At 65.9% G+C, this 19,973-nt stretch carries 16 protein-coding genes and 1 tRNA gene; 12 read left to right on the top strand and 5 right to left on the bottom strand.

Features of this window, described 5'->3' with window-relative positions:
* Window positions 1-105: 105 nt before the first annotated feature.
* From dnaG to VGN82_RS23455, 3 genes are all read left to right on the top strand, one after another.
* Window positions 106-2,010 (top strand): DNA primase, encoded by a 1,905-nt coding sequence (gene dnaG, locus VGN82_RS23445; protein WP_327529490.1) that lies wholly within the window; start codon window positions 106-108, stop codon window positions 2,008-2,010.
* A gap of 203 nt (window positions 2,011-2,213) precedes the next feature.
* On the top strand, window positions 2,214-4,232 hold the full coding sequence (gene rpoD, locus VGN82_RS23450) for an RNA polymerase sigma factor RpoD (RefSeq protein ID WP_327529491.1): 2,019 nt from the start codon (window positions 2,214-2,216) through the stop codon (window positions 4,230-4,232).
* Between the two features lie 227 nt (window positions 4,233-4,459).
* Window positions 4,460-5,026, top strand: a complete 567-nt coding sequence (locus VGN82_RS23455; RefSeq protein WP_327529492.1) for a T6SS effector amidase Tae4 family protein — start codon at window positions 4,460-4,462, stop codon at window positions 5,024-5,026.
* Window positions 5,027-5,110: 84 nt separating this feature from the next.
* Here VGN82_RS23455 and VGN82_RS23460 read toward each other — a convergent pair whose 3' ends face one another.
* Window positions 5,111-5,593, bottom strand: a complete 483-nt coding sequence (locus tag VGN82_RS23460; RefSeq protein ID WP_327529493.1) for an SRPBCC family protein — start codon at window positions 5,591-5,593, stop codon at window positions 5,111-5,113.
* Window positions 5,590-5,934 carry an ArsR/SmtB family transcription factor gene (locus tag VGN82_RS23465; protein ID WP_327529494.1) on the bottom strand — a complete coding sequence of 115 codons (345 nt, stop codon included), beginning with the start codon at window positions 5,932-5,934 and terminating at the stop codon, window positions 5,590-5,592. Before VGN82_RS23465 ends, VGN82_RS23460 begins: the two co-directional genes overlap by 4 nt.
* Window positions 5,935-6,077: 143 nt before the next feature.
* Between VGN82_RS23465 and VGN82_RS23470 the strand changes: the two genes are divergently transcribed.
* The gene (locus tag VGN82_RS23470) at window positions 6,078-6,689 is read left to right on the top strand and encodes a LysE family translocator (RefSeq protein WP_327529495.1); all 612 of its coding nucleotides are present in this window, start codon (window positions 6,078-6,080) and stop codon (window positions 6,687-6,689) included.
* 10 nt (window positions 6,690-6,699) lie between these two features.
* Window positions 6,700-7,125, top strand: a complete 426-nt coding sequence (locus VGN82_RS23475) for a secondary thiamine-phosphate synthase enzyme YjbQ (RefSeq protein ID WP_327529496.1) — start codon at window positions 6,700-6,702, stop codon at window positions 7,123-7,125.
* 18 nt (window positions 7,126-7,143) lie between these two features.
* On the opposite strand, the gene VGN82_RS23480 is transcribed toward VGN82_RS23475, so the two are convergent.
* The gene (locus VGN82_RS23480) at window positions 7,144-7,461 is read right to left on the bottom strand and encodes a hypothetical protein (protein WP_327529497.1); all 318 of its coding nucleotides are present in this window, start codon (window positions 7,459-7,461) and stop codon (window positions 7,144-7,146) included.
* A gap of 196 nt (window positions 7,462-7,657) precedes the next feature.
* On the opposite strand from VGN82_RS23480, the gene VGN82_RS23485 reads away from it, so the two are divergent.
* Both VGN82_RS23485 and VGN82_RS23490 read left to right on the top strand, forming a co-directional pair.
* Window positions 7,658-7,945: an HlyU family transcriptional regulator gene (locus tag VGN82_RS23485; protein WP_327529498.1), complete on the top strand. Its 288-nt coding sequence runs from the start codon at window positions 7,658-7,660 to the stop codon at window positions 7,943-7,945.
* Window positions 7,946-8,118: 173 nt separating this feature from the next.
* A complete protein-coding gene (locus VGN82_RS23490) occupies window positions 8,119-9,363 on the top strand; it encodes an MFS transporter (RefSeq protein WP_327529499.1) in 1,245 nt (414 codons plus the stop codon).
* A gap of 60 nt (window positions 9,364-9,423) precedes the next feature.
* Here the strand turns inward: VGN82_RS23490 and VGN82_RS23495 are convergent, their stop codons facing one another.
* Window positions 9,424-9,852 (bottom strand): VOC family protein, encoded by a 429-nt coding sequence (locus tag VGN82_RS23495; protein WP_327529500.1) that lies wholly within the window; start codon window positions 9,850-9,852, stop codon window positions 9,424-9,426.
* Between the two features lie 126 nt (window positions 9,853-9,978).
* Between VGN82_RS23495 and VGN82_RS23500 the strand changes: the two genes are divergently transcribed.
* From VGN82_RS23500 to fabI, 5 genes are all read left to right on the top strand, one after another.
* Window positions 9,979-10,389: an acyl-CoA thioesterase gene (locus VGN82_RS23500; RefSeq protein WP_327529938.1), complete on the top strand. Its 411-nt coding sequence runs from the start codon at window positions 9,979-9,981 to the stop codon at window positions 10,387-10,389.
* 303 nt (window positions 10,390-10,692) lie between these two features.
* On the top strand, window positions 10,693-13,092 hold the full coding sequence (locus tag VGN82_RS23505) for a methyl-accepting chemotaxis protein (RefSeq protein WP_327529501.1): 2,400 nt from the start codon (window positions 10,693-10,695) through the stop codon (window positions 13,090-13,092).
* A 130-nt stretch (window positions 13,093-13,222) separates the two neighbouring features.
* Window positions 13,223-13,298 (top strand) — tRNA-Ile (locus VGN82_RS23510).
* Window positions 13,299-13,734: 436 nt separating this feature from the next.
* Window positions 13,735-15,939, top strand: coding sequence for a DUF3141 domain-containing protein (locus tag VGN82_RS23515; RefSeq protein WP_327529502.1), 2,205 nt, complete (start codon window positions 13,735-13,737; stop codon window positions 15,937-15,939).
* 57 nt (window positions 15,940-15,996) lie between these two features.
* Window positions 15,997-16,782, top strand: a complete 786-nt coding sequence (gene fabI / locus VGN82_RS23520; protein ID WP_327529503.1) for an enoyl-ACP reductase FabI — start codon at window positions 15,997-15,999, stop codon at window positions 16,780-16,782.
* A 50-nt stretch (window positions 16,783-16,832) separates the two neighbouring features.
* Here fabI and VGN82_RS23525 read toward each other — a convergent pair whose 3' ends face one another.
* A complete protein-coding gene (locus VGN82_RS23525; RefSeq protein ID WP_327529504.1) occupies window positions 16,833-19,967 on the bottom strand; it encodes an efflux RND transporter permease subunit in 3,135 nt (1,044 codons plus the stop codon).
* Window positions 19,968-19,973 lie beyond the last annotated feature (6 nt).

Here is a 19,973-nt window from a genome sequence, read left to right on the forward strand (position 1 = left end):
CGGAGCAACACTATCCCCGCACGTCCCCTGTGAATCACGGGTGAAAGCCAGCCGCCGATGCTGTCGGCGGTTGGCTTTCGGCTTTTGCAGGTCCACATAAGCTCGATGAAATTCCCGCCCTCCGTCCTTGAGGAGATCAAGGCGCGGCTGCCGATTTCGGCGGTCGTGGGCAAGCGCGTGCGCCTCGCCAAGGCCGGACGCGAGTGGAAAGGGCTCTCGCCCTTCAACGCGGAGAAGACGCCGTCCTTCTTCGTCAACGACCAGAAGGGCTCCTTCTTCGATTTCTCGTCGGGCAAGAACGGCGACATCTTCAAATTCGTGATGGAGACGGAAGGGCTGTCGTTCCCTGAAGCCGTCGAAAAGCTGGCCTCCGAGGCCGGCGTCATGCTGCCGAAGGTCACACATGAGGCGCAGGTCCAGGAGGAGCGGCGCAAGGGGCTGCACGAGGTCGTCGAGCTGGCGGCGCGCTTCTTCGAGGCCGAGCTGATGGGCGAGCGCGGAGGAGCGGCGCGGCGCTATCTCGCCTCGCGCGGGCTCGATGGCGAGGCGCGCACGCGCTTCCGGCTGGGTTACGGCCCTGCCGACCGCTTCGCCCTGCGCGACCATCTCGCCGGCAAGGGCGTTCCGGCCGAACTGATGATGGAGGCCGGGCTGCTCGTGCATGGCGACGAGATCGCCGTGCCCTATGACCGGTTCCGCGATCGCATCATGTTCCCGATCCATGACTCGCGCGGGCGCCCGATCGCCTTTGGCGGGCGGGCGATGAGTGCCGAGGTGTCGGCCAAGTATCTGAACTCCCCGGAGACGCCGCTCTTCCACAAGGGCTCGTTGCTGTTCAATCACCACAACGCGCGCAAGGCCGCGCATGACACCGGCCAGGCGATCGTCGTCGAAGGCTATGTCGACGTGATCGCAATGTCGCTCGCAGGCTTTCCGCAGACGGTGGCACCGCTCGGCACGGCGCTGACCGAGGACCAACTGACGCTGCTCTGGCGGATGGCGGACGAGCCGGTGATCTGCCTCGATGGCGACAAGGCCGGCCGCAAGGCGGCGAGCCGCGCCATCGACATCGCCCTGCCGCTGCTGGAGCCGGGCAAGTCGCTGTCCTTCGCGCTCCTGCCGGACGGGCAGGACCCCGACGATCTGGCGCGCTCCGGCGGCAAGGCCGCGATCGCCGATGTGTTGGGCGCAGCTCGTCCGCTCGTCGACATGCTGTGGACGCGGGAGGTCGAGGCCGGACCGCTCGACACACCCGAGCGCCGGGCCGCCTTCGAGCGCCGGCTGAAGGAGCCGCTCGGCCAGATCCGCGACGAGACGACCCGCAAGCACTATCGCCACGAGATCGACGAGCGCCTCGCCCAGCTTTTCGCCAGCGCGGCTCCGGTGCGGGCCGAGCGTGGTCGCGACGGCGGCTATCAGCGCGGCCGCGGGCAGGGCGGAGGAGGCGGTCGCGGCGGCTTCCGGCCGAATGTCTCGCCATGGGCGGTGGGGCCGCTGAAGGCGTCGAGCCAGCTCGCCCGCTCCAAGATCCTGGCGCAGGGGCGTGGCGAGGATGTGCGGGAGGCCTTCATCCTGCTGGCGCTCGCCAGCCATCCCGGCCTGATCCTGCGCTGCGTCGACGAGATCGCGGAGCTCGCGCTCGACGGCGCTGCGGCCGAGCGCTTCCGGCAGGCGCTGCTCGATGCGGCGATGGAGGGCGTTCTCGATGAGGAGGCGCTGGCCAACCGGCTCGAACAGCCGCGCGTCCGGGAGGCACATGGCCATCTGATGGCGGTCACCGGGCCGGCCGAGCGTCTGAAACTCGCACAAGCAGCTGATCCTGAATCGGTTTTCGACTCAATTCGGCAGGCTATTGTCTTGCATCATCGCGCGCGGACGCTACATAGCGAGTTGAAGGCAGCCGAGCGCGCATTGGCTGACGAAGCGACCGAAGCCAATTTCGCCTGGATCAAGGACGTCAAGGCTCGCCTCGAGACGATCGAGGGGACGGAGGCGATGTCCGGGGACTGAAGGCAGAATGCCCGGTGGTCCTCGTTTCGGCATGCGCGGCGGTACGAGGGTGGTTTACCGTTCATCAACGATGAGCAGTGCCATCTTGCCGAACGTGATTTGGGTGGGGTGAGCGCGCCGGACCTGCGGCCGCGCCGCCCTTTTATGCGTCTGCACATGGCTTTTCGGGGCCGTGGCAGCGCGAGAGTGCGGAGCGCTGATATATGGCGACGAAAGTGAGCGAACGGGACAAGACCGATCAGGTCGCGCCGGAAGCCCCCCCGACCTCCGATGGACCGTTGCTCGATCTGACCGATCAGGCCGTAAGGCGGATGATCAAGCTCGCGAAGAAGCGCGGCTATGTCACCTATGATGAACTGAACGAGGTCCTGCCGTCGGAGGAGTTCACCTCCGAGCAGATCGAGGACGTGCTCGGCCAGCTCAGCGAGCAGGGCATCAACGTCGTCGACAACGAGGATCCGGAGGCCTCCGGCGAGGAGCGCGCTGCGGCGCGCACCGGTGCCAACGGCGCCGATGAGGAAGAGGCCGAGGGCGGCGATCTGGTCGATGCCTCGCGCTCGGCCCTGCCCGTCGAGGTCAAGCGCAATCTCGAGCCGACCGAGCGGACCGACGATCCGGTGCGCATGTATCTGCGTGAGATGGGCTCGGTCGAGCTGCTCTCTCGCGAGGGCGAAATCGCGATTGCCAAGCGCATCGAGGCCGGCCGCGAGGCGATGATCGCAGGTCTCTGCGAGAGCCCGCTGACCTTCCAGGCGATCATCATCTGGCGCGACGAGCTCAACGAAGCCAAGGTCCTGCTGCGCGACATCATCGACCTCGAGGCGACCTATGCCGGCCCCGACGGCAAGAACCCGACCGGGATGGCGGGCGAGGAGGGCGCCGAGGAAGGCGAGCAGGCAGAGACTCCGGAGGGCGAAGCTCCGCCGGAGATGGACGAAGACGACATGGAGAATAACGTGTCGCTCTCGGCCATGGAGGCCGAACTCAAGCCGCGCGTGCTCGAGACCTTCGACTCGATCGCGTCGAACTACACCAAGCTGCGCCGCCTGCAGGACCAGGACATCGCCAACCGGCTGGAGAACACCAAGCTCTCGCCGTCGCAGGACCGCAAATACAAGAAGCTCAAGGACGACATCATCACAGCGGTGAAGTCGCTCTCGCTGAACAACAACCGCATCGAGGCGCTGGTCGAGCAGCTCTACGACATCAACAAGCGCCTGATCGGCCACGAGACGCGCCTGCTGCGTCTCGCCGAGAGCTACGGCGTCGGTCGCGAGGACTTCCTCAAGCAGCATGTCGGCGGCGAGCTCGACCCGAAATGGGTCCTGCGCGTCTCCAAGCTCGGTTCGCGCGGCTGGAAGGATTTCGTCGCTGCGGAGCTGGAGCGGATCAAGGGCCTGCGTGACGAGATCCATACGCTCGCCACCGAGACCGGCCTGGAGATCCAGGAATTCCGCAAGATCGTGCTGATGGTCCAGAAGGGCGAGCGCGAGGCCAGGCAGGCGAAGAAGGAGATGATCGAGGCCAATCTGCGCCTCGTGATCTCGATCGCCAAGAAGTACACGAACCGCGGCCTGCAGTTCCTCGACCTGATCCAGGAAGGCAATATCGGCCTGATGAAGGCGGTCGACAAGTTCGAGTACCGCCGCGGCTACAAGTTCTCGACCTACGCCACCTGGTGGATCCGGCAGGCGATCACCCGCTCGATCGCCGACCAGGCCCGCACGATCCGTATTCCGGTGCACATGATCGAGACGATCAACAAGATCGTCCGGACCTCGCGCCAGATGCTGCACGAGATCGGCCGCGAGCCGACTCCGGAGGAACTGGCCGAGAAGCTGGCCATGCCGCTGGAGAAGGTGCGCAAGGTCCTGAAGATCGCCAAGGAGCCGATCTCGCTCGAAACGCCGATCGGCGACGAAGAGGATTCGCATCTCGGTGACTTCATCGAGGACAAGAACGCGATCCTGCCGATCGACGCTGCGATTCAGTCCAACCTGCGCGAGACGACGACCCGCGTGCTGGCCTCGCTGACGCCGCGCGAGGAGCGTGTGCTGCGCATGCGCTTCGGCATCGGCATGAACACCGACCACACTCTCGAGGAGGTCGGCCAGCAGTTCAGCGTGACCCGCGAGCGTATCCGCCAGATCGAGGCGAAGGCGCTCAGGAAGCTGAAGCATCCGAGCCGCAGCCGGAAGCTCCGGAGCTTCCTGGATAACTAGGAGACGGAGCTTCCTGGCTCGCCCCCTTTGATCAAGATCGAACGCCCGCCTGACCGAGCAACGGAGGCGGGCGTTCTGCTTTTGGCGGCGGGCATGACCGTCTCGATCATGCGCACAGGGCCTCTCCTTCGAATGAAGGATGGGGATCGGCCGGATCCGGGCCAGTCTCGCAGGGGGCGAGGCGTCCGGCCGCGATCCCATCCTTGGCGTGTGATCCGGAGATGCCGATGCTGCCGTACCAATACGCCGCGCTCGAAGAGCGCTTCGCGACGGTTCGTCCTTGGGCGAAGACTGCGATCGGAGACGTCGCCAATCGCTGCGCCATCTGCATGGGCTACACGCTGAAGCTGACGCCGTCTCAGGACGATGCAACGATCCAAGCGCTGACGGCGAAGCATCCTGCAGTCCGGGCCTCTTTCCTCGCGGCGCCGCGTCTGCCGGGGGCTCCCGCCATCGGCGCCGTGCCCGGCTCCGGCTTGCCGGCGCGTGCGCCGAGCCAGCAGTTCTTCATCCGCGCCGCCGAACTGCTGCCGCGCGTGCAGCGCAGCTTCGGCAAGCCCGATATCCAGGGTGTCTCGAAGGATATCTACAGGTCGGTGCTCGGCAAGAAGGGCGTCATCTATCTGGAGAATTGCTACCAGACGCCCGGTGACATCGATAAGTCGTTTCTCTTTTTCCAGATGACGACCGGCGACCATTGGGACCTGTTCAACGGAATCGGCATGGTCGCCGAAGGGCTCATGCTCGCCGGCAACAGCCATACGGGCCAGCTCTACTTCTGGCAGGCGCGGTAGGGTCGCAGCTTGCCTTGTTGAGCGCAGCAACAAAGGGCGCCTGCGGCGCCCTTTGTTCCGTTTCCTATGGCGGAGGAGCGAGTCCTAGAGCGTTTTTGCCAGCGCCACCAACTGATCGAGCGCCGTGGCCCAGCCCTGGTGGAAGCCCATCTCCTCATGTTGCTTCTTGCCGTCGACGTCCTTGTGAATGGCGCGGGCGATATAGAGCGTGCCCTTGGCTGAGGGGGCGATCGAGACCGATCCGGTCATGAAACCGCCACCGAGCGGGCGATAGCCCGGCCCGAGCGCATCGGTGAAGGCGAGGAAGGTCTCCGGGATCACCGCAAGCACGCAGCCGGTGTTGTCGTGCCTCTCGCCATTGGGGCCTTCCATCACGGTACGGAACTTGCCGCCGGGGCGCAGGTCGAGCTCGCATTCCGTGGTCTTCCACGGCAGAGGGCAGAACCATTGCATCAGCAGCTTCGGCTCCGTCCAGGCCCGCCAGATCAGGCGCGGCGGCACCTCGACCTCGCGCTTCAGCTCGAGGTCGAGCGCGGGATCGAAGACGGTCGCATGCGTATCGGTCATCCGTTTTCCTCCTGGTCTTTCAGTTGCAGCACCAGCCGGTCGAGTTGGTCGAGACGCCTGGTCCAGAGCGAGCGCTGCGCCTCCAGCCAATGTTCGGCGGCGGCCAGCGGTTCCGCCTGCAAGGTGCAGGTGCGGACCCGGCCGGTCTTGGCCGTGGTCACCAGCCCTGAATCCTCCAACACCTTCAGATGCTGGAGGAAACTCGGCAGGGCCATCTCGAAGGGCTTGGCCAACTCGCTGACCGAAGCCGGCCCCCGGCCGAGCGCCTGAACCACGGCGCGGCGCGTCGGATCGGCCAGGGCGCGGAAGGTGTCGTCGAGGGTTGGCTGGGTTGCGAGCATGGGGCGATCTAGCAGTAGGATAATACTTAGGTCAATACCTAAGTGTTTGTGTGTGCCGTTCACCGCGCTCCGGCGGGGCAGGGCCTTGCTATTGCGCCCGGCCTGCGCCCTTCTGGCGTACCGCCCGCATGGAGGCCGACGAGATGTCCCCGGAGTTCCTGCTGACCTCGCTGATCGTGGTGGCCTCGCCCGGAACCGGGGCGCTCTACACCATCGCCGCCGGGCTGACGCGTGGTTCGCAAGCCAGCATCCTGGCGGCCTTGGCCTGCACCCTCGGCATCGTTCCGCATCTGCTTGCTGCCATGCTTGGTCTCGCGGCGCTGCTGCATGCGAGCGCGCTCGCCTTCGCAATCGTGAAATATGCTGGTGTCGCGTATCTGCTGTTCATGGCCTGGCAGACGCTGCAGGAGCATGGAGCGCTCAAGGTCGAGACGAAGGCGGATCGGCGCTCGGCCTGGCGCGTGCTGCGCGACGGCGTCGCGATCAATGTGCTCAATCCGAAGCTCTCGATCTTCTTTGTCGCCTTCCTGCCGCAGTTCATTGCCGTTGGGGAGCCGTCGCCTCTGGCGCGCATGCTGGAACTCTCCAGCATCTTCATGGCGATGACCTTCATTGTCTTCGCGCTCTATGGGCTGTTCGCTGCCGCGATGCGCGACAAGGTCGTCAGCCGACCGGTGGTGATGGCGTGGCTGCGCCGCGGTTTCGCCGCAGCCTTCGTGGCGCTGGGGGCGAAGCTCGCGGCCACCGAGCGCTAGAGGCGGGCCGGTGCCCAGCCAAAGCGTCCTGTCGATCGAGACGAAAGGGCCGGGGCTCTACGAGTTCACGGCCCGCGCCCGAGCCTTCGTCGAGCAAGCCGGAATCGGCGCCGGGCTGCTCACGCTGTTCGTGCGGCATACCTCCTGCTCGCTCCTGATCCAGGAGAATGCCGATCCGGATGTGCGTCTTGATCTCGACGCTTTCTTCCGACGGCTGGTGCCACCCGCGGATGATCCGGCGATGGCCTATCTGGTCCATCGCGACGAAGGCCCCGACGACATGCCGGCCCATATCAAGGCGGCGCTGATGCCGGTCTCATTATCGGTCCCGGTGATGAATGGGCGTCTCGTGCTCGGCACCTGGCAGGGCATCTATCTCTTCGAGCACCGGGCGAGGCCGCACCGGCGCGAAGTCGTGCTGCATCTTGCCGCGTAGGCGCTGGCGTGCCGCGCCTCAACGCCTGGCGAAAATGTCAGGCGCCGGCACCGGCTCCCAGGCCTGGCCCGAGGCGACGAAGCAGCTCAGGCCTTGCGGCGTGGTGGCGAACAGCGTCCAGGTGCCCCTGCGGCTGACGAAGAGTTCGAGAACGAAGCCGCCATCGGCGAGGCCGCTGCCGACCGCCCTTTCGCCGAAGAACGTGTTCAGCTGGACGATCACTTGCGTGCGGTCGGCACAGGGCGGGCCCCGCGGCGCCTGGGAGTGCGCGGTGCCGGACAGGCCGAGACCGACCAGGGCCAGCCAAATGATCGAAAGGAGTTTGATGAGTCTCATGACGACCTCCCTGTCGAGGGCGGCCGCGAGAGGCGAAACGGGCGTCGAGGGGCGATGCGGTCGCCCTGGACAGCTTGAATCTGGGGATTCTGCGGCCTGGCTTCAAGGCAGAGGGAAGACAGGCAACGAGCGGGAAGCTGGCTCCCCCCGGCGACGATCCTGCCCTATAAGAGGGCATCGAGACTTCGGAGGTTGCATGTCGTTCCTGAAATCCCTGTTCGGCGGCCGCAAGGCGGCGGAGGACAAGCCGGCTGGCCCCCTGAAGAGCATCGAGCACAACGGCTTCACCATCCATGCGACGCCCTATCAGGAGGGCGGCCAGTGGCAGCTTTGCGGCGTCGTGGAGAAGACGATCGACGGCGAGCTGAAGAGCCACCGCTTCGTCCGCGCCGACCGCTTTCCCGGCGTGGCTGAGGCGACTGACTTCACCCTGGTAAAGGGACAGCAGCTCGTCGACCAGCAGGGCGAGTCGATCTTCCGCTAGCGCTGCATTTCGGCTGCGGACTGCGTCGGGCCCCAGCTGGCCCGACCGATGCCGGGTGGCGCGTATCGCCGGGTCCCGTTGCGCGGCACGCGCTTGTCGCATCGCGTGCCGGCGCCTAATCCTCGTCGCCAGAATGAGAGGCTGCGCCCTGAAAGCGGCCGGACCGAGGAAACATGCCCATCCAGGACCCGGGGCGCTACGCGCCCGATTCATCCTATGCCTGGCTCCGACTGGCGGTCGCGCTGCTGATCGGAACGATGGCCTGCGTCGGCTCCTGGTCGGTGGTCGTCGTGCTGCCGGCGATGCAGGGCGAGTTCGAGACGATGCGGGCCGGCGCCGCGTTGCCCTATACCTGCGCGATGATCGGCTTCGGCGTCGGCAACATCGTGATGGGCCGGATCGCCGATCGCTACGGCATCATGGTGCCGATCGTGATGGGAGCGCTGCTGCTCGCTGCCGGCTATGTCGCCGCGGGGATGTCGCAGTCGCTCTGGCAGTTCGCACTCGCGCACGGGCTTCTGATCGGGATGGGCAGCGCGGCCGGCTTCTCGCCGCTGATCTCGGACCTGTCGCATTGGTTCCGGCGCCATCGCGGGCTTGCCGTCGTCTTTGGCGCCTCCGGCAGCTATCTCGCCGGGGTGTTCTGGCCGCAGATCATCACCTGGGGCATGGAGCATCATGGCTGGCGCGCGACCCATTTCGGCATCGCGGTCGCGACGCTGGTGGTGATGCTGCCGCTGGCGCCGTTCTTCCGGCGTCAACCTGCCGCCGCGACGATGGCCGCCGCCGAAGCCAGCAGCGCCGGTGCGCGCGGTGACCTCGGCCTGTCCGCAGGCCAACTCCAGCTCCTGCTCTGCGTTGCCGGTTTTGCCTGCTGCGTCGCCATGGCGATGCCGCAGGTCCATATCGTCGCCTATTGCGCCGATCTCGGCTATGGCGTCGCGCGCGGCGCGGAGATGCTCTCCCTGATGATGCTGCTCGGCATCGTCAGCCGCATCGGATCGGGCTTCGTCGCGGACCGGATCGGCGGGGTCGCGACGCTCGCGCTCGGTTCGCTGATGCAGGGCGTGGCGCTCTTTCTCTATCTCTGGTTCGACGGGCTGCAGTCGCTCTACGTCGTCAGCGGCATCTTCGGCCTGTTCCAGGGCGGCATCGTGCCGATGTACGCCGTCATCACCCGCGAATACCTGCCCGCCAAGCAGGCCGGCATCCGCATCGGCCTGGTCATGTCGATGACGGTGCTCGGGATGGCCTTCGGCGGCTACCTCTCCGGGGTGATCTTCGATTATTTCAGCTCCTACCGGATGGCCTTCCTCAACGGTCTCGCCTGGAACTTCGTCAATCTGAGCGTGGTGTGCTGGCTGATGATGCGAGGGCGGCGGCGGACGCCCGCCCGCGCTGCCGAGACGGCCGTCTGACACGGCGGGGCGGAGCGAACCCCAAACGATTTCGGTCGGGCGGTGATCCGAGGTGTCGGACTAGGAGGCCGGTGCGCGAAGGTCAGGCCGATACGTGCCGAAGCACCAGACATGGCCTTCCAGGTCCTTGGCGATGAAGTCGCGGCTGCCATAGGGCTGGTCGGTCGGCTCCATGCAGATATCCGCTCCCGCGGCGCGAGCCCGCTCACAGCGCGCGTCGATGTCGTCGGTCGCGATGTACGGTGACGCGGTGGTGCCGCCGAGTTCGGCCGGGCACGAGACGAGCTTGCCGAACTCATTGCCTTCCGCCGAGCCGAGCATGATGAAGCTTGTGCCCATGCGCAGTTCGCCATGCAGCAGCGTCCGGCCGTCCTCGGAGTAATAGGCTGCGTGCTTCTCGAAGCCGAAGGCGTCGATCAGCCAGTCATACATCTTCACGGCATCGGCGTAGCGAAGCGACACGCAGATCATGGGGGGCGTGGGGTTCATCGAGGCCTCCTCCAGCCGGGTTGAGCTTGACGCCAGCCTGCGTCGCGTCAGAACTCGGAGCAACCCCCACGGCCGCGAAGCATGGGCGGGCCGATTCCTTCCACCTCGAACAGGGACGACGCCATGATGATTGAACCCGGCCTGACGCCAGAAGAAGAGCCGCGCGGCAATCTGACGGTCCGCATCAACGCGATGCCGGCCGACACCAATGCCAATGGCGACATCTTCGGCGGCTGGGTGATGTCGCGCATGGACGCGGCCGGCGGTATCGCCGGCGTCGACCGGGCGCAGGGACGTGTCGTCACCGTCGCCGTCGATGCGATGACCTTCATCCGGCCGGTGAAGGTCGGCGACGTGCTCAGCGTTTACACGGAGGTCGAGGCGGTCGGCCGGACCTCGATGAAGATCCATGTCGAGGCCTGGGCGAGGCGCTTTCATACCTCGATCCATGAGAAGGTGACCGATGCGACCTTCACCTTCGTGGCGATCGACGAGGAGGGGAAGCCGCGGCCCGTTCCCAAGCTGCCCGAGAGCTGAGACTTGCCACTGCAAGGCGCGTCCAAATTCCTAACAAGACATGACGCAGCGCTCACGCGCAGTGATTCAGAAGAATCCGCCCGCTTAAGCGTTCTTTAAGCGCATTTGATCGATCTTGGGCGCGAACAAGCATTTCGCCCACCGACAGGTCGCGGCGCAGGCCGGTTCGGGGGGCTTGCCCGTCGGTTTCCGCAGTCGCGGCCCGATGGCGGGCTTTGTTGTGGCCGGCCCTGAAATGCCGGCGCGCAGGCCTCGCGCCAGCTTCGCCCTCCACCGTGTCGCGTTGCATTCGGAGAGCGATCGATGACGAAGGCCAGCAAGCCCGCCCGCCAGCGCAAGAGCACGCGCATCGGCATCGCCGCACGGATCTATGCGTCGCTGGGGCTGATGACGGGCCTGACGATCGTGGGATCGACGGTGGCATGGCTCTCCTATGGCCGGATCGACGCGACCGTTCAGGAGCTGGCCGGGCAGAAGATGCCGATGGTCGAGCTCGCCCTAGAACTGTCCCAGGCGGCGACGCTGTCGACGGCGCTCGCGCCCCGCTTCATGGATGTCGAGAACGTCCAGCAACGCGCCGCGTTGACCAACGAGCTGGACCGGATCGAGGCCCGCCAGTTCGACCTCATCCGGCGGATCACGGCCCTGAGCGGCATCGACATGAAGCCAACCCAGACGGCGGTGGACGAGCTGTCGCGGACGATCAACGAGATCAACGACCTGACCGGCGCCAGGATTCGCAATGCGGCCGCGATCGCGGCATTGCTGGAGAACCTGACCAAGGTCGGCCGGGTGTTCGGCGGCGTGGTCGGCTCGGAAGCCGACGAGTCGCGCTTCAACGTCACGATGGGGATCGAGAGCATCAAGGGGCTTTCCGGCGAGCAGCTGGATGCCGCGATGAAGACCTTGAACGACCGCGATTTCCCGATCTTCGATTTCGCGCGCAAGCTCGAAGCACAGGTCAACGAGCTCATGGGAATGATGCGCGAGACCGCTCAGTCGCCCGACAAGGCCCGACTCGAGCTGGCCCGCGATCGCTTCAATGCGACCGTCATGCGCATCCGCATGGAGCTGACTGCAGCCGAGAGCGCCTCGCCGAACCCGTTCCGCAACCAGACCGTCGAGTCCGTCATCGCAATCGGCGAGGGGAGCTCCGGCATCGTCGAGATGCGCCAGCGCGATCTCGCTACGCTCGCCCAGATCTCGGGCACGCTGAAGGATGTCGATCGCGCCGCCGCGACGCTGCGCGGGCAGGTCGAAAAGCTCGTCTTGGGCGCACGCGGCGAGGCCGTGGCGGCCAGCGCCTCGACGGCGACGCTGATCGAGCAGAGCAAGATGTGGCTCGGTGCCCTCGGTATCGGCTCGCTGCTGATCGCTGTCCTGCTGTCGGTGGCCTATGTCCGCCCGATGATCATCGGGCGCCTGAACCGGTTGTGGACCGCCACGCGCGCCATCGCCGACGGTGCGCTGGAAACCGTGGTCGACACCAAGGGCAATGACGAGATCTCCGACATCTCGAAGAGCGTGCTGCTGTTCCGCGACAACGCCGTGGCGTTGCGTGCCGCAGAGGCCGCCAAGCTCGAGGACGAGGCGCTGGCCCAGAGCCGCCGCCGCGAGATGATGCAGGAGCTGGGAGCGGCCTTTGGCGAGGTCGTCGCGGCCGCTGCCGCGGGCGATTTCAGCCGCCGCGTCCAGGCGAACTTCGCCGATCCCGAGCTGAATGCGCTCGCCGGCTCGGTCAACGAACTGCTCGAGACCGTGCATGGCGGCCTCACCGAGACCTGCCACGTTCTGGCCGAGCTTTCGGCCGGGCATCTCTCGACCCGCATCGAGGGCCTCTACCAGGGCGCCTTCGCCGAGCTGAAGCAGGGCACCAACGGCCTCGCCGAGGAATTCGAGAGCACGCTGGCCAAGCTCTCCGAGACTGTCGCCGCCGTGCGCAGCGCGACGACCGAAATCCTCGACGGCGTGACGGATCTCGCCGAGCGCACCAGCGAGGAGAGCAACGCCGTCTCGATGGCGACGAACCAGCTCGGGGCCTTTGCCGGCACGGTCAAGAAGACCGCCTCGGAAGCCGCCCAGGCGACCGGCATGGCCGAAGGTGCCGAGAGCCAGGCCCAGCAGGGCGAGAAGGTGGTCGCGTCCGCGCTCGAGGCCATGCAGCGCATCCGCACCTCCTCGAACAAGATCTCCGAGGTCATCGCGATGATCGACGAGATCGCCTTCCAGACCAATCTGCTGGCGCTGAACGCGGCCGTCGAGGCCGCCCGGGCCGGCGATAGCGGCCGCGGCTTCGCTGTCGTCGCCACCGAGGTGCGCAGCCTCGCCAAGCGCTCGGCCGATGCCTCCAACGACGTCAAGAAGCTGGTCGAGGCGGCCCATGGCGACGTCAAGGTCGGCGTCGGCCTCGTCGAGGAGACGGCGCAGATGTTCGAGGCCATCGTCGCCTCGGTCAACGACCTGACCGGGCTGATGAACGGGATTTCGCAGACCGCGAAGAACCAGGCGAGCGACGTCTCGGCGATCAACAACGAGATCGACGGCATCGGCACCATGGCGCATCAGAACGCCGCGCTGGTCGAGGAGACCAATGCCGCGCTCGCGCTGACGGACGAACAGACCCGGGCGCTCAGCGAGCACATCGCCCGCTTCCGCTTCCGCGAGGGGCACGGCGTCGAGCAGCCGGCGGCGAAGGCGGCCTGAGGCCGGCACAGCGCATTTCTCTGAGTACCGGGCCTTCCAATCCAACCCCACCGTCACGTGACGGTGGGGTTTTTCGTTTCGGTCGCCGGAAGCCTTGCCCGAGCCATGGCGGCGATGCTAGGCCGGGTGCGGGCCGGTAGCTCAATGGTTAGAGCTCGCTGCTCATAACAGCGCCGGTGCCGGTTCGAGTCCGGCCCGGCCCACCATCTTCGTGGTGCCATCCACGGCCTACGACTTTATCCGCCCAGCGACGTAACGTTTGCCAAGCCGGGCGCGTCACGGCGGACAATGCAGTCCGACGTCTTCGTGCGCACCTGGGACGGCTGCCCCATGCAGGCGGTCGCCGCTGGAGCCGGCCTCCGCTAAGGCCGGAGCGCGCGCGAATAGGTCGCATGCGAATCCGGGCGCAAGCTGTCCCTGAGGACAATACGCCAGCCTCGTCCTTTGTGCTGGTGTGTGAGCACATGCAGCGGCGCTTCTGCCGCGATGCAGCAGGGATGTCGACGGGACGGGCATGCTGGAATTGGCCCTCCCGATGCGGCGATCGAGCTCTGCCGAGCTTTCGCGATGTGATCGAAACAGAAGCGTCGCAGCTCCGGTGCGGCTGACGGTTCGAGGTTTGTGAAAATTCGGAGCACGGCCATGGCGAACGACCCAGCAGATGTCTTCGTTGATGCAATCTCCTATTCGATCGATGCCGGGCAGCGACTGACGCTGTTTCTCGATGCGCTGAGACAGCGCGGCCTTCAGTACGAAGAGCATCTGGCGAAGCTCGCGCCGCATGTTCTGGACTATGATGCCGAACTCGTCTGCGACGGGCGCCAGCTCGCCCGGCCGGTGAACTACATCCTGGCGCACATCGTGCCGCCTCCGGACGTCGTCATCGACGAGCTCAAGCGCCCGTTCGTCATCGTCGATCCACGCGCCGGGCACGGGCCGGGCATCGGCGGGTTCAAGGCGGACAGCGAGATCGGCGTTGCCATGAAGGCCGGGCATCCCTGCTATTTCGTCGGTTTCCTGCCGGATCCAGTGCCCGGCCAGACCATTGCAGACATCGCCCTTGCGGAGGCCACTTTCCTCGAACGCGTCATTGCCCGCCACCCGAAGGCCGAAGGCAAGCCTTGCGTGATCGGTAATTGCCAGGCCGGCTGGGCCGTCATGATCCTCGCAGCGCTGAGGCCGGAGCTGTTCGGACCGATCATCCTGGCCGGATCGCCCCTGTCCTATTGGGCGGGCGTGTCCGGCCAGAACCCGATGCGCTATTCGGGCGGCTTGCTCGGAGGAAGCTGGCTGACGGCGCTCACCAGCGATCTCGGCGCCGGTACGTTCGATGGTGCTTGGCTGGTGCAGAATTTCGAGAACCAGAACCCGGCAAACACGCTCTGGACCAAGCAGTACAATCTCTACTCGAAGATCGACACCGAAGCGGAACGCTACCTCGCCTTCGAGAAATGGTGGGGTGGGCACGTCACGCTGAATGCCGAAGAGATCCAGTTCATCGTCGACGAGCTCTTCATCGGCAACAAGCTGGCCTGCGGGGAAATCCGAACCGCGGACGGAACGTCGATAGACCTTCGCAACATCCGGTCGCCGATCGTGGTCTTCTGCTCGAAGGGCGACAATATCACTCCGCCGCAGCAGGCTCTCGACTGGATCCTCGACCTTTATGGCAGTGTCGACGAGATCCGAGCCTATGGGCAGACGATCGTCTACGCCATTCACGACAAGATCGGGCATCTCGGCATCTTCGTGTCGGCGGGCGTCGCCCGGAAGGAGCACGACGAGTTCGCCTCCAATATCGACTTCATCGACATGCTGCCGCCCGGCCTCTACGAGGCGGTCTTCGAGCCGAAGGCCTCGGCGGCAGACAATCAGGATCTGGTGACAGGCGACTGGGTGTTGCGTTGCGAGGCCCGCACCCTCGACGACATCCGCGCATTGGGCGGCAACGACCTCGAGGATGAACGTCGGTTCGCGACGGCGGCTCGCGTCTCGGAGATTAACCTGTCGCTCTACCGCGCGCTGGTGCAGCCCTGGATCCAGGCGTCGGCCAGCCCTGCCGTCGCGCAGGCGATGCGGAAGCTGCATCCGCTGCGGCTGCAATACGAGCTGTTCGGCTCGCAGAATCCCTTCATGTCCTGGCTCGATACGGCTGCGTCGGAAGCGCGCCAGGGCCGCCAGGCCATCGCCGACGACAATCCCTTCCTGAAGGCGCAGGAAGTCGTCTCGGCTCAGATCGTCAACGCTCTCGACAACTGGCGCATCATGGTCGAGCGCGTCTCCGAACAGGCGTTCCGCACCGTCTACAGCTCGCCGCTCCTGCAATCCGCCGTCGGGATCGACAGCAGCTCGCCACGCCGCCCGCGCAGCGCTGCCAAGAGCAAGCTCCACGCCGAGCTGGTCGCGAAGCGGATCGAGGAGTTGCGCAGCGGCTTCGCGCGGGGCGGGCTGCTCCATGCCTGCGTGCGCGCGCTGTTGTATGTCGGCATGGCCAAGGAAAGCGCCGATGAGCGCGGCTTCGAGGCGATCCGGCGGCTGCGCAAGCAGGGCGAGCATGCCCGCAAGCTGACACTCGCCGAATTCAAGGCGTTGACGCGCGAGCAGTTCTTCATGCTTCTGATTGATCAGGAGGAGGCGCTGCGGACCCTGTCAGACCTGCTGCCGCCTGACCCTGGCCTCAAGGGGGCGGCCCTTGCGCTGATCGAGCAGGCCGTTACGGCACGGGGCCCTCTTTCGGGACCGGCAGCCGGCAGGCTCGATGAGGTGAGGCGCCTGTTCGACTCCGCATCACCGCTCGATGCCTCTCCCCACGGCAAGCTGCGTGTGGCGACGAGGCAGGGGCGCTAGCGACGCCCCCGCTCCCGAACTTCGTCCTTATACCACTGCTGACTGAAAGAGGCCGCAATGACCATTCCCAGCGTCAAAGCCAAGTTGCTGGAGGGCAAGAAGGGTCTGATCGTCGGGATTGCGAATGACAGCTCGATCGCCTGGGGCTGTGCCCGGGCCTTCCGCGCGTTCGGCGCCGAACTGGCGATTACCTATCTCAGCGAGAAGGCGCGACCCTATGTCGAGCCGCTCGCCCGGGAGGTTGAGGCGCCGATCATCATGCCGCTGGACGTGACCGTGCCAGGGCAGGTCGAGGCCGTCTTCGAGCGCATTGCCGCGACTTGGGGCGAGCTCGATTTTCTCGTCCACTCCATCGCCTTCGCCCCACGCGACACCCTGGCCGGACGCGTCACCGACGCACCGCTCGACGGCTTCCTGAAGTCGATGGAGGTCTCGTGCTGGTCGTTCATCCGGATGGCGCAGCTGGCGGAACCGCTGATGAAGAACGGCGGCACGCTCTTCACCATGACCTATTACGGCTCACAGATGGTGGTGGAGAACTACAACATCATGGGGGTGGCGAAGGCTGCCCTCGAATCCGCGGTCCGCTACATGGCCGCCGAACTGGGCCCGAAGGGCATTCGCGTCCATGCGATCTCCCCGGGCCCGCTGGCGACCCGCGCAGCCTCGGGCATTCCGGAATTCGATGCCCTGCTGGACAAGGCCAAGCGGAAGGCGCCCGCGCGCGAGCTGGTTTCGATCGACGATGTCGGCGCCGCGACGGCCTTTCTCGCGCATGACGCGGCGAGGCTGATCACCGGCCAGGTGCTGTACGTCGATGGCGGTTATCACATCATCGATTGACCTGATGCAGGTCTGGATCAGCGGACGAACGCGGTGTGTGGGCCGATGAACTAGACCTGCGTTTCCTTGGGCCTGGTCGAGGGGCGCAGGCGTTCGCGCAAGCTCTGGAAGACGACGTACAGCGCCGGGATCACGAAGATTCCGATGAAGGCGGCCGCCAGCATGCCGCCGAAGACAGGCGTGCCGACATTGCGCCGCGCGAGCTTGGAGGGCCCTTCGGCGATAACCAGCGGCAGCAGGCCGAGGATGAAGGCGAAGGAGGTCATCATCACCGGCCGGAAGCGCAGGCGAGCGCCCTCGGTCGCGGCATGCAGCAGCGGATGCCCCTTTTCCCGCAATTCCTTGGCGAATTCGACGATCAGGATGCCGTTCTTGGCCGCGAGGCCGATCAGCACGACGATACCGATCTGGGCGTAGAGGTCGAGCGTCAATCCGGCGATGACGATCGCCGCGAAGGCACCGAGGATGCCGACCGCCACCGAGAGCAGCACCGGCACAGGGATCGTCCAACTTTCATAGAGCGCGACGAGGAAGAGGTATGCGAAGAGCAGGGCGAAGGCGAGGATCATGCCGGTCTGGCCTTCGGCTCGCTTCTCCTGGAATGAAACGTCGGTCCAGGCGCCGCGATAGGTGGCCGGCAGCGTCTTCGCCGAGACCGCCTCCATGGCGGCAAGCGCCTGGCCGGAGGAGACGCCGGGAGCGGGCGAGCCCTGTACCGTCGCTGCGAGGCGGTTGTTGTAGCGGATCAGCGCCTGGGGGCCGACCACGACCCGCGCCTCGACGAATGAGCGCAGCGGGATCATCTCGCCGGCGCGGCTGCGGACATTGATGCGGTAGATGTCGTCGATCGAGGCGCGGTCCGTGCTCTCGGCCTGGACCTGAACCTGCCAGGTTCGGCCGAACAGGTTCATGTCGTTGACGTAGTAGCCGCCGAGCGAGGCCTGCAGGGCCTGGAAGACGCTGTTGAGCTCGACTCCGAGAATCTGGACCTTGTCGCGGTCGATGTCGAGATAGATCGAGGGCGTCGAATCCGAGAAGGTCGTGAAGACGCGCCGTAATTGCGGGTCCTGGTTGGCGGCGATGACGAGACCGCGCAGGGTGCGCCCGAGCGCCTTGGGGTCGGAGCCGCCCATATCCATCACAACATGGGTGAAACCACCGCCGCTGCCGAGCCCGATGATGGGGGGCGGGGCGATCGGCACGACATTGCCCTCGCGCACCGCCCGGAATTTCTGCGCCAGCCGCGCGATGATGGCGGGCGCGCTGTCCTCCCTGCTGGTGCGCTCCTCGAACGGCTTCAGCGAGACGAGGAAGAAGCCGGAGTTGGGCTGGGAGTAGTTGTCGATGAAGTTGAGGCCGATGATCGTCGAGTAGTCGGCGACGGCCTTTTCGGTCTTGATGATCTCCTCGACTTGCTTCATCGCCGCCGATGTCCGCCCGATCGAGGCCCCGTCGGGCAGCTGCGTCACCACGAAGAAGGCGCCCTGGTCATCCTCCGGCAGGAAGCCGGTCGGCGTGATCCGACCCATGCCGTAAATGCCGGCACCGAAGGCAGCCGTCAGCGCCAGGCTGACGAAGGCGACGCGCACGAGCCGCGCCACAGCCGAGCCATAGCGGTCCCGCGTCCAGTCGATGCCGGCCATGATGCGGCCGATCGGTCCGCGCCGCGGCCCGTGATGCGGCTTCAGCAGCACGGCGCAGAGCGCCGGCGAGAGCGTCAGCGCATTGATTGCGGACAGGACCATCGCAACCGCGACGGTGACGGCGAACTGCCGGAAGAGCTCGCCGGAAATGCCGGGGATGAAGGCGACCGGCACGAAGACCGAGAGCAGGACCAGCGTGATCGCGACGATCGGCGCGACGATCTCGCCCATCGCCTTCTTGGTCGCCTCGGCCGGGGTCAGCTCCGGATGCTCCTCCATTACGCGCTCGACGTTTTCGATGACGACGATCGCGTCGTCGACGACAATGCCGATGGCGAGCACGACGGCGAGCAGCGACACCGTGTTGGCGGAATAGCCGATAGCGTTGAGCACGACGAAGGCGCCGATCAGGCTGACCGGCACGGCGACCGTCGGAATCAGCGTGGCGCGGAAGTTGCCGAGGAACAGGAAGACGACGAGCACGACGAGGACGAAGGCCTCGATCAAGGTCTTCTGGACCTCGTGGATCGTCGCGGTGACGAAGGCTGTGGGATCATAGGTGACCTTCCATGCGAGTCCTTCGGGGAAGGATTTCGCGAGGTCGCCGACCGTCTTCTTGACCTCGTCGAGCGCGGCGATCGCATTGGCGCCTGGCGACTGGTAGATGCCGATCAGTACGGCGGGGCCGCCATTCAGCCGGGTGTCGCGGTCGAGATTGGCTGCGCCGAGTTCGAGGCGCGCGACATCCGATAGCCGCAGCACCGAACCGTCGGGATTGGTCCGGAGCACGATCTTGCCGAACTCCTCGGGTGTGCTGAGGCGGCCCTTGGTCTGGATGTTGAGCTGTAATTGCTGGTCGTCGGAGATCGGCCGCGCCCCGATACGCCCGACGGCGGCCTGGGCGTTCTGCGCCTGGATCGCGCTGATGATGTCGCCGGTGGTGAGGTTCAGGCCGGTCAGGCTGTCGGTCTTGACCCAGGCCCGCATCGAATAGTCCTGCGCGCCGAACAGGGCCGCGTCGCCGACGCCGGGCGTGGAGCGGATCGCATCGAGCAGGTTGATCGTGGCGTAGTTCGAGACGAACAGCGTGTCATAGGCGTTGGTCGGCGCGTAGACGGCGATGACGCCGAGCAGGGCCGACGACTTCTTCTTGACGGTGACGCCCTGGCGCTGTGCCTCCTGCGGCAGCTTCGACAGTGCGATCTGAACCCGGTTGTTGACGTTGACGCTGTTGATGTCCGGATTGGTGCCGAGCTCGAACGAGACCAGCAGCGAATAGCTGCCGTCATTGCCGCTGACGCTCTTCATGTAGATCATCTTGTCGGTGCCGACGATCTGCGCCTCGATCGGCTGCGCCACCGTCTGCTCGACCACCGCCGCCGAGGCGCCGGGATAGGATGTGGTCACCGAGACCTGTGGCGGCACGATATCGGGATATTGCGCGACCGGGATCGCAAAGAGCGAGAGGAGGCCGGCGATCGTGGTAACGAGCGCGATGACGATGGCCAGCCGAGGCCGGTCGACGAAGACGGAGCTGATCATCGGGCT

Source organism: Allobosea sp. (assembly GCF_035999205.1).
Taxonomy (GTDB): Bacteria; Pseudomonadota; Alphaproteobacteria; order Rhizobiales; family Beijerinckiaceae; genus Allobosea.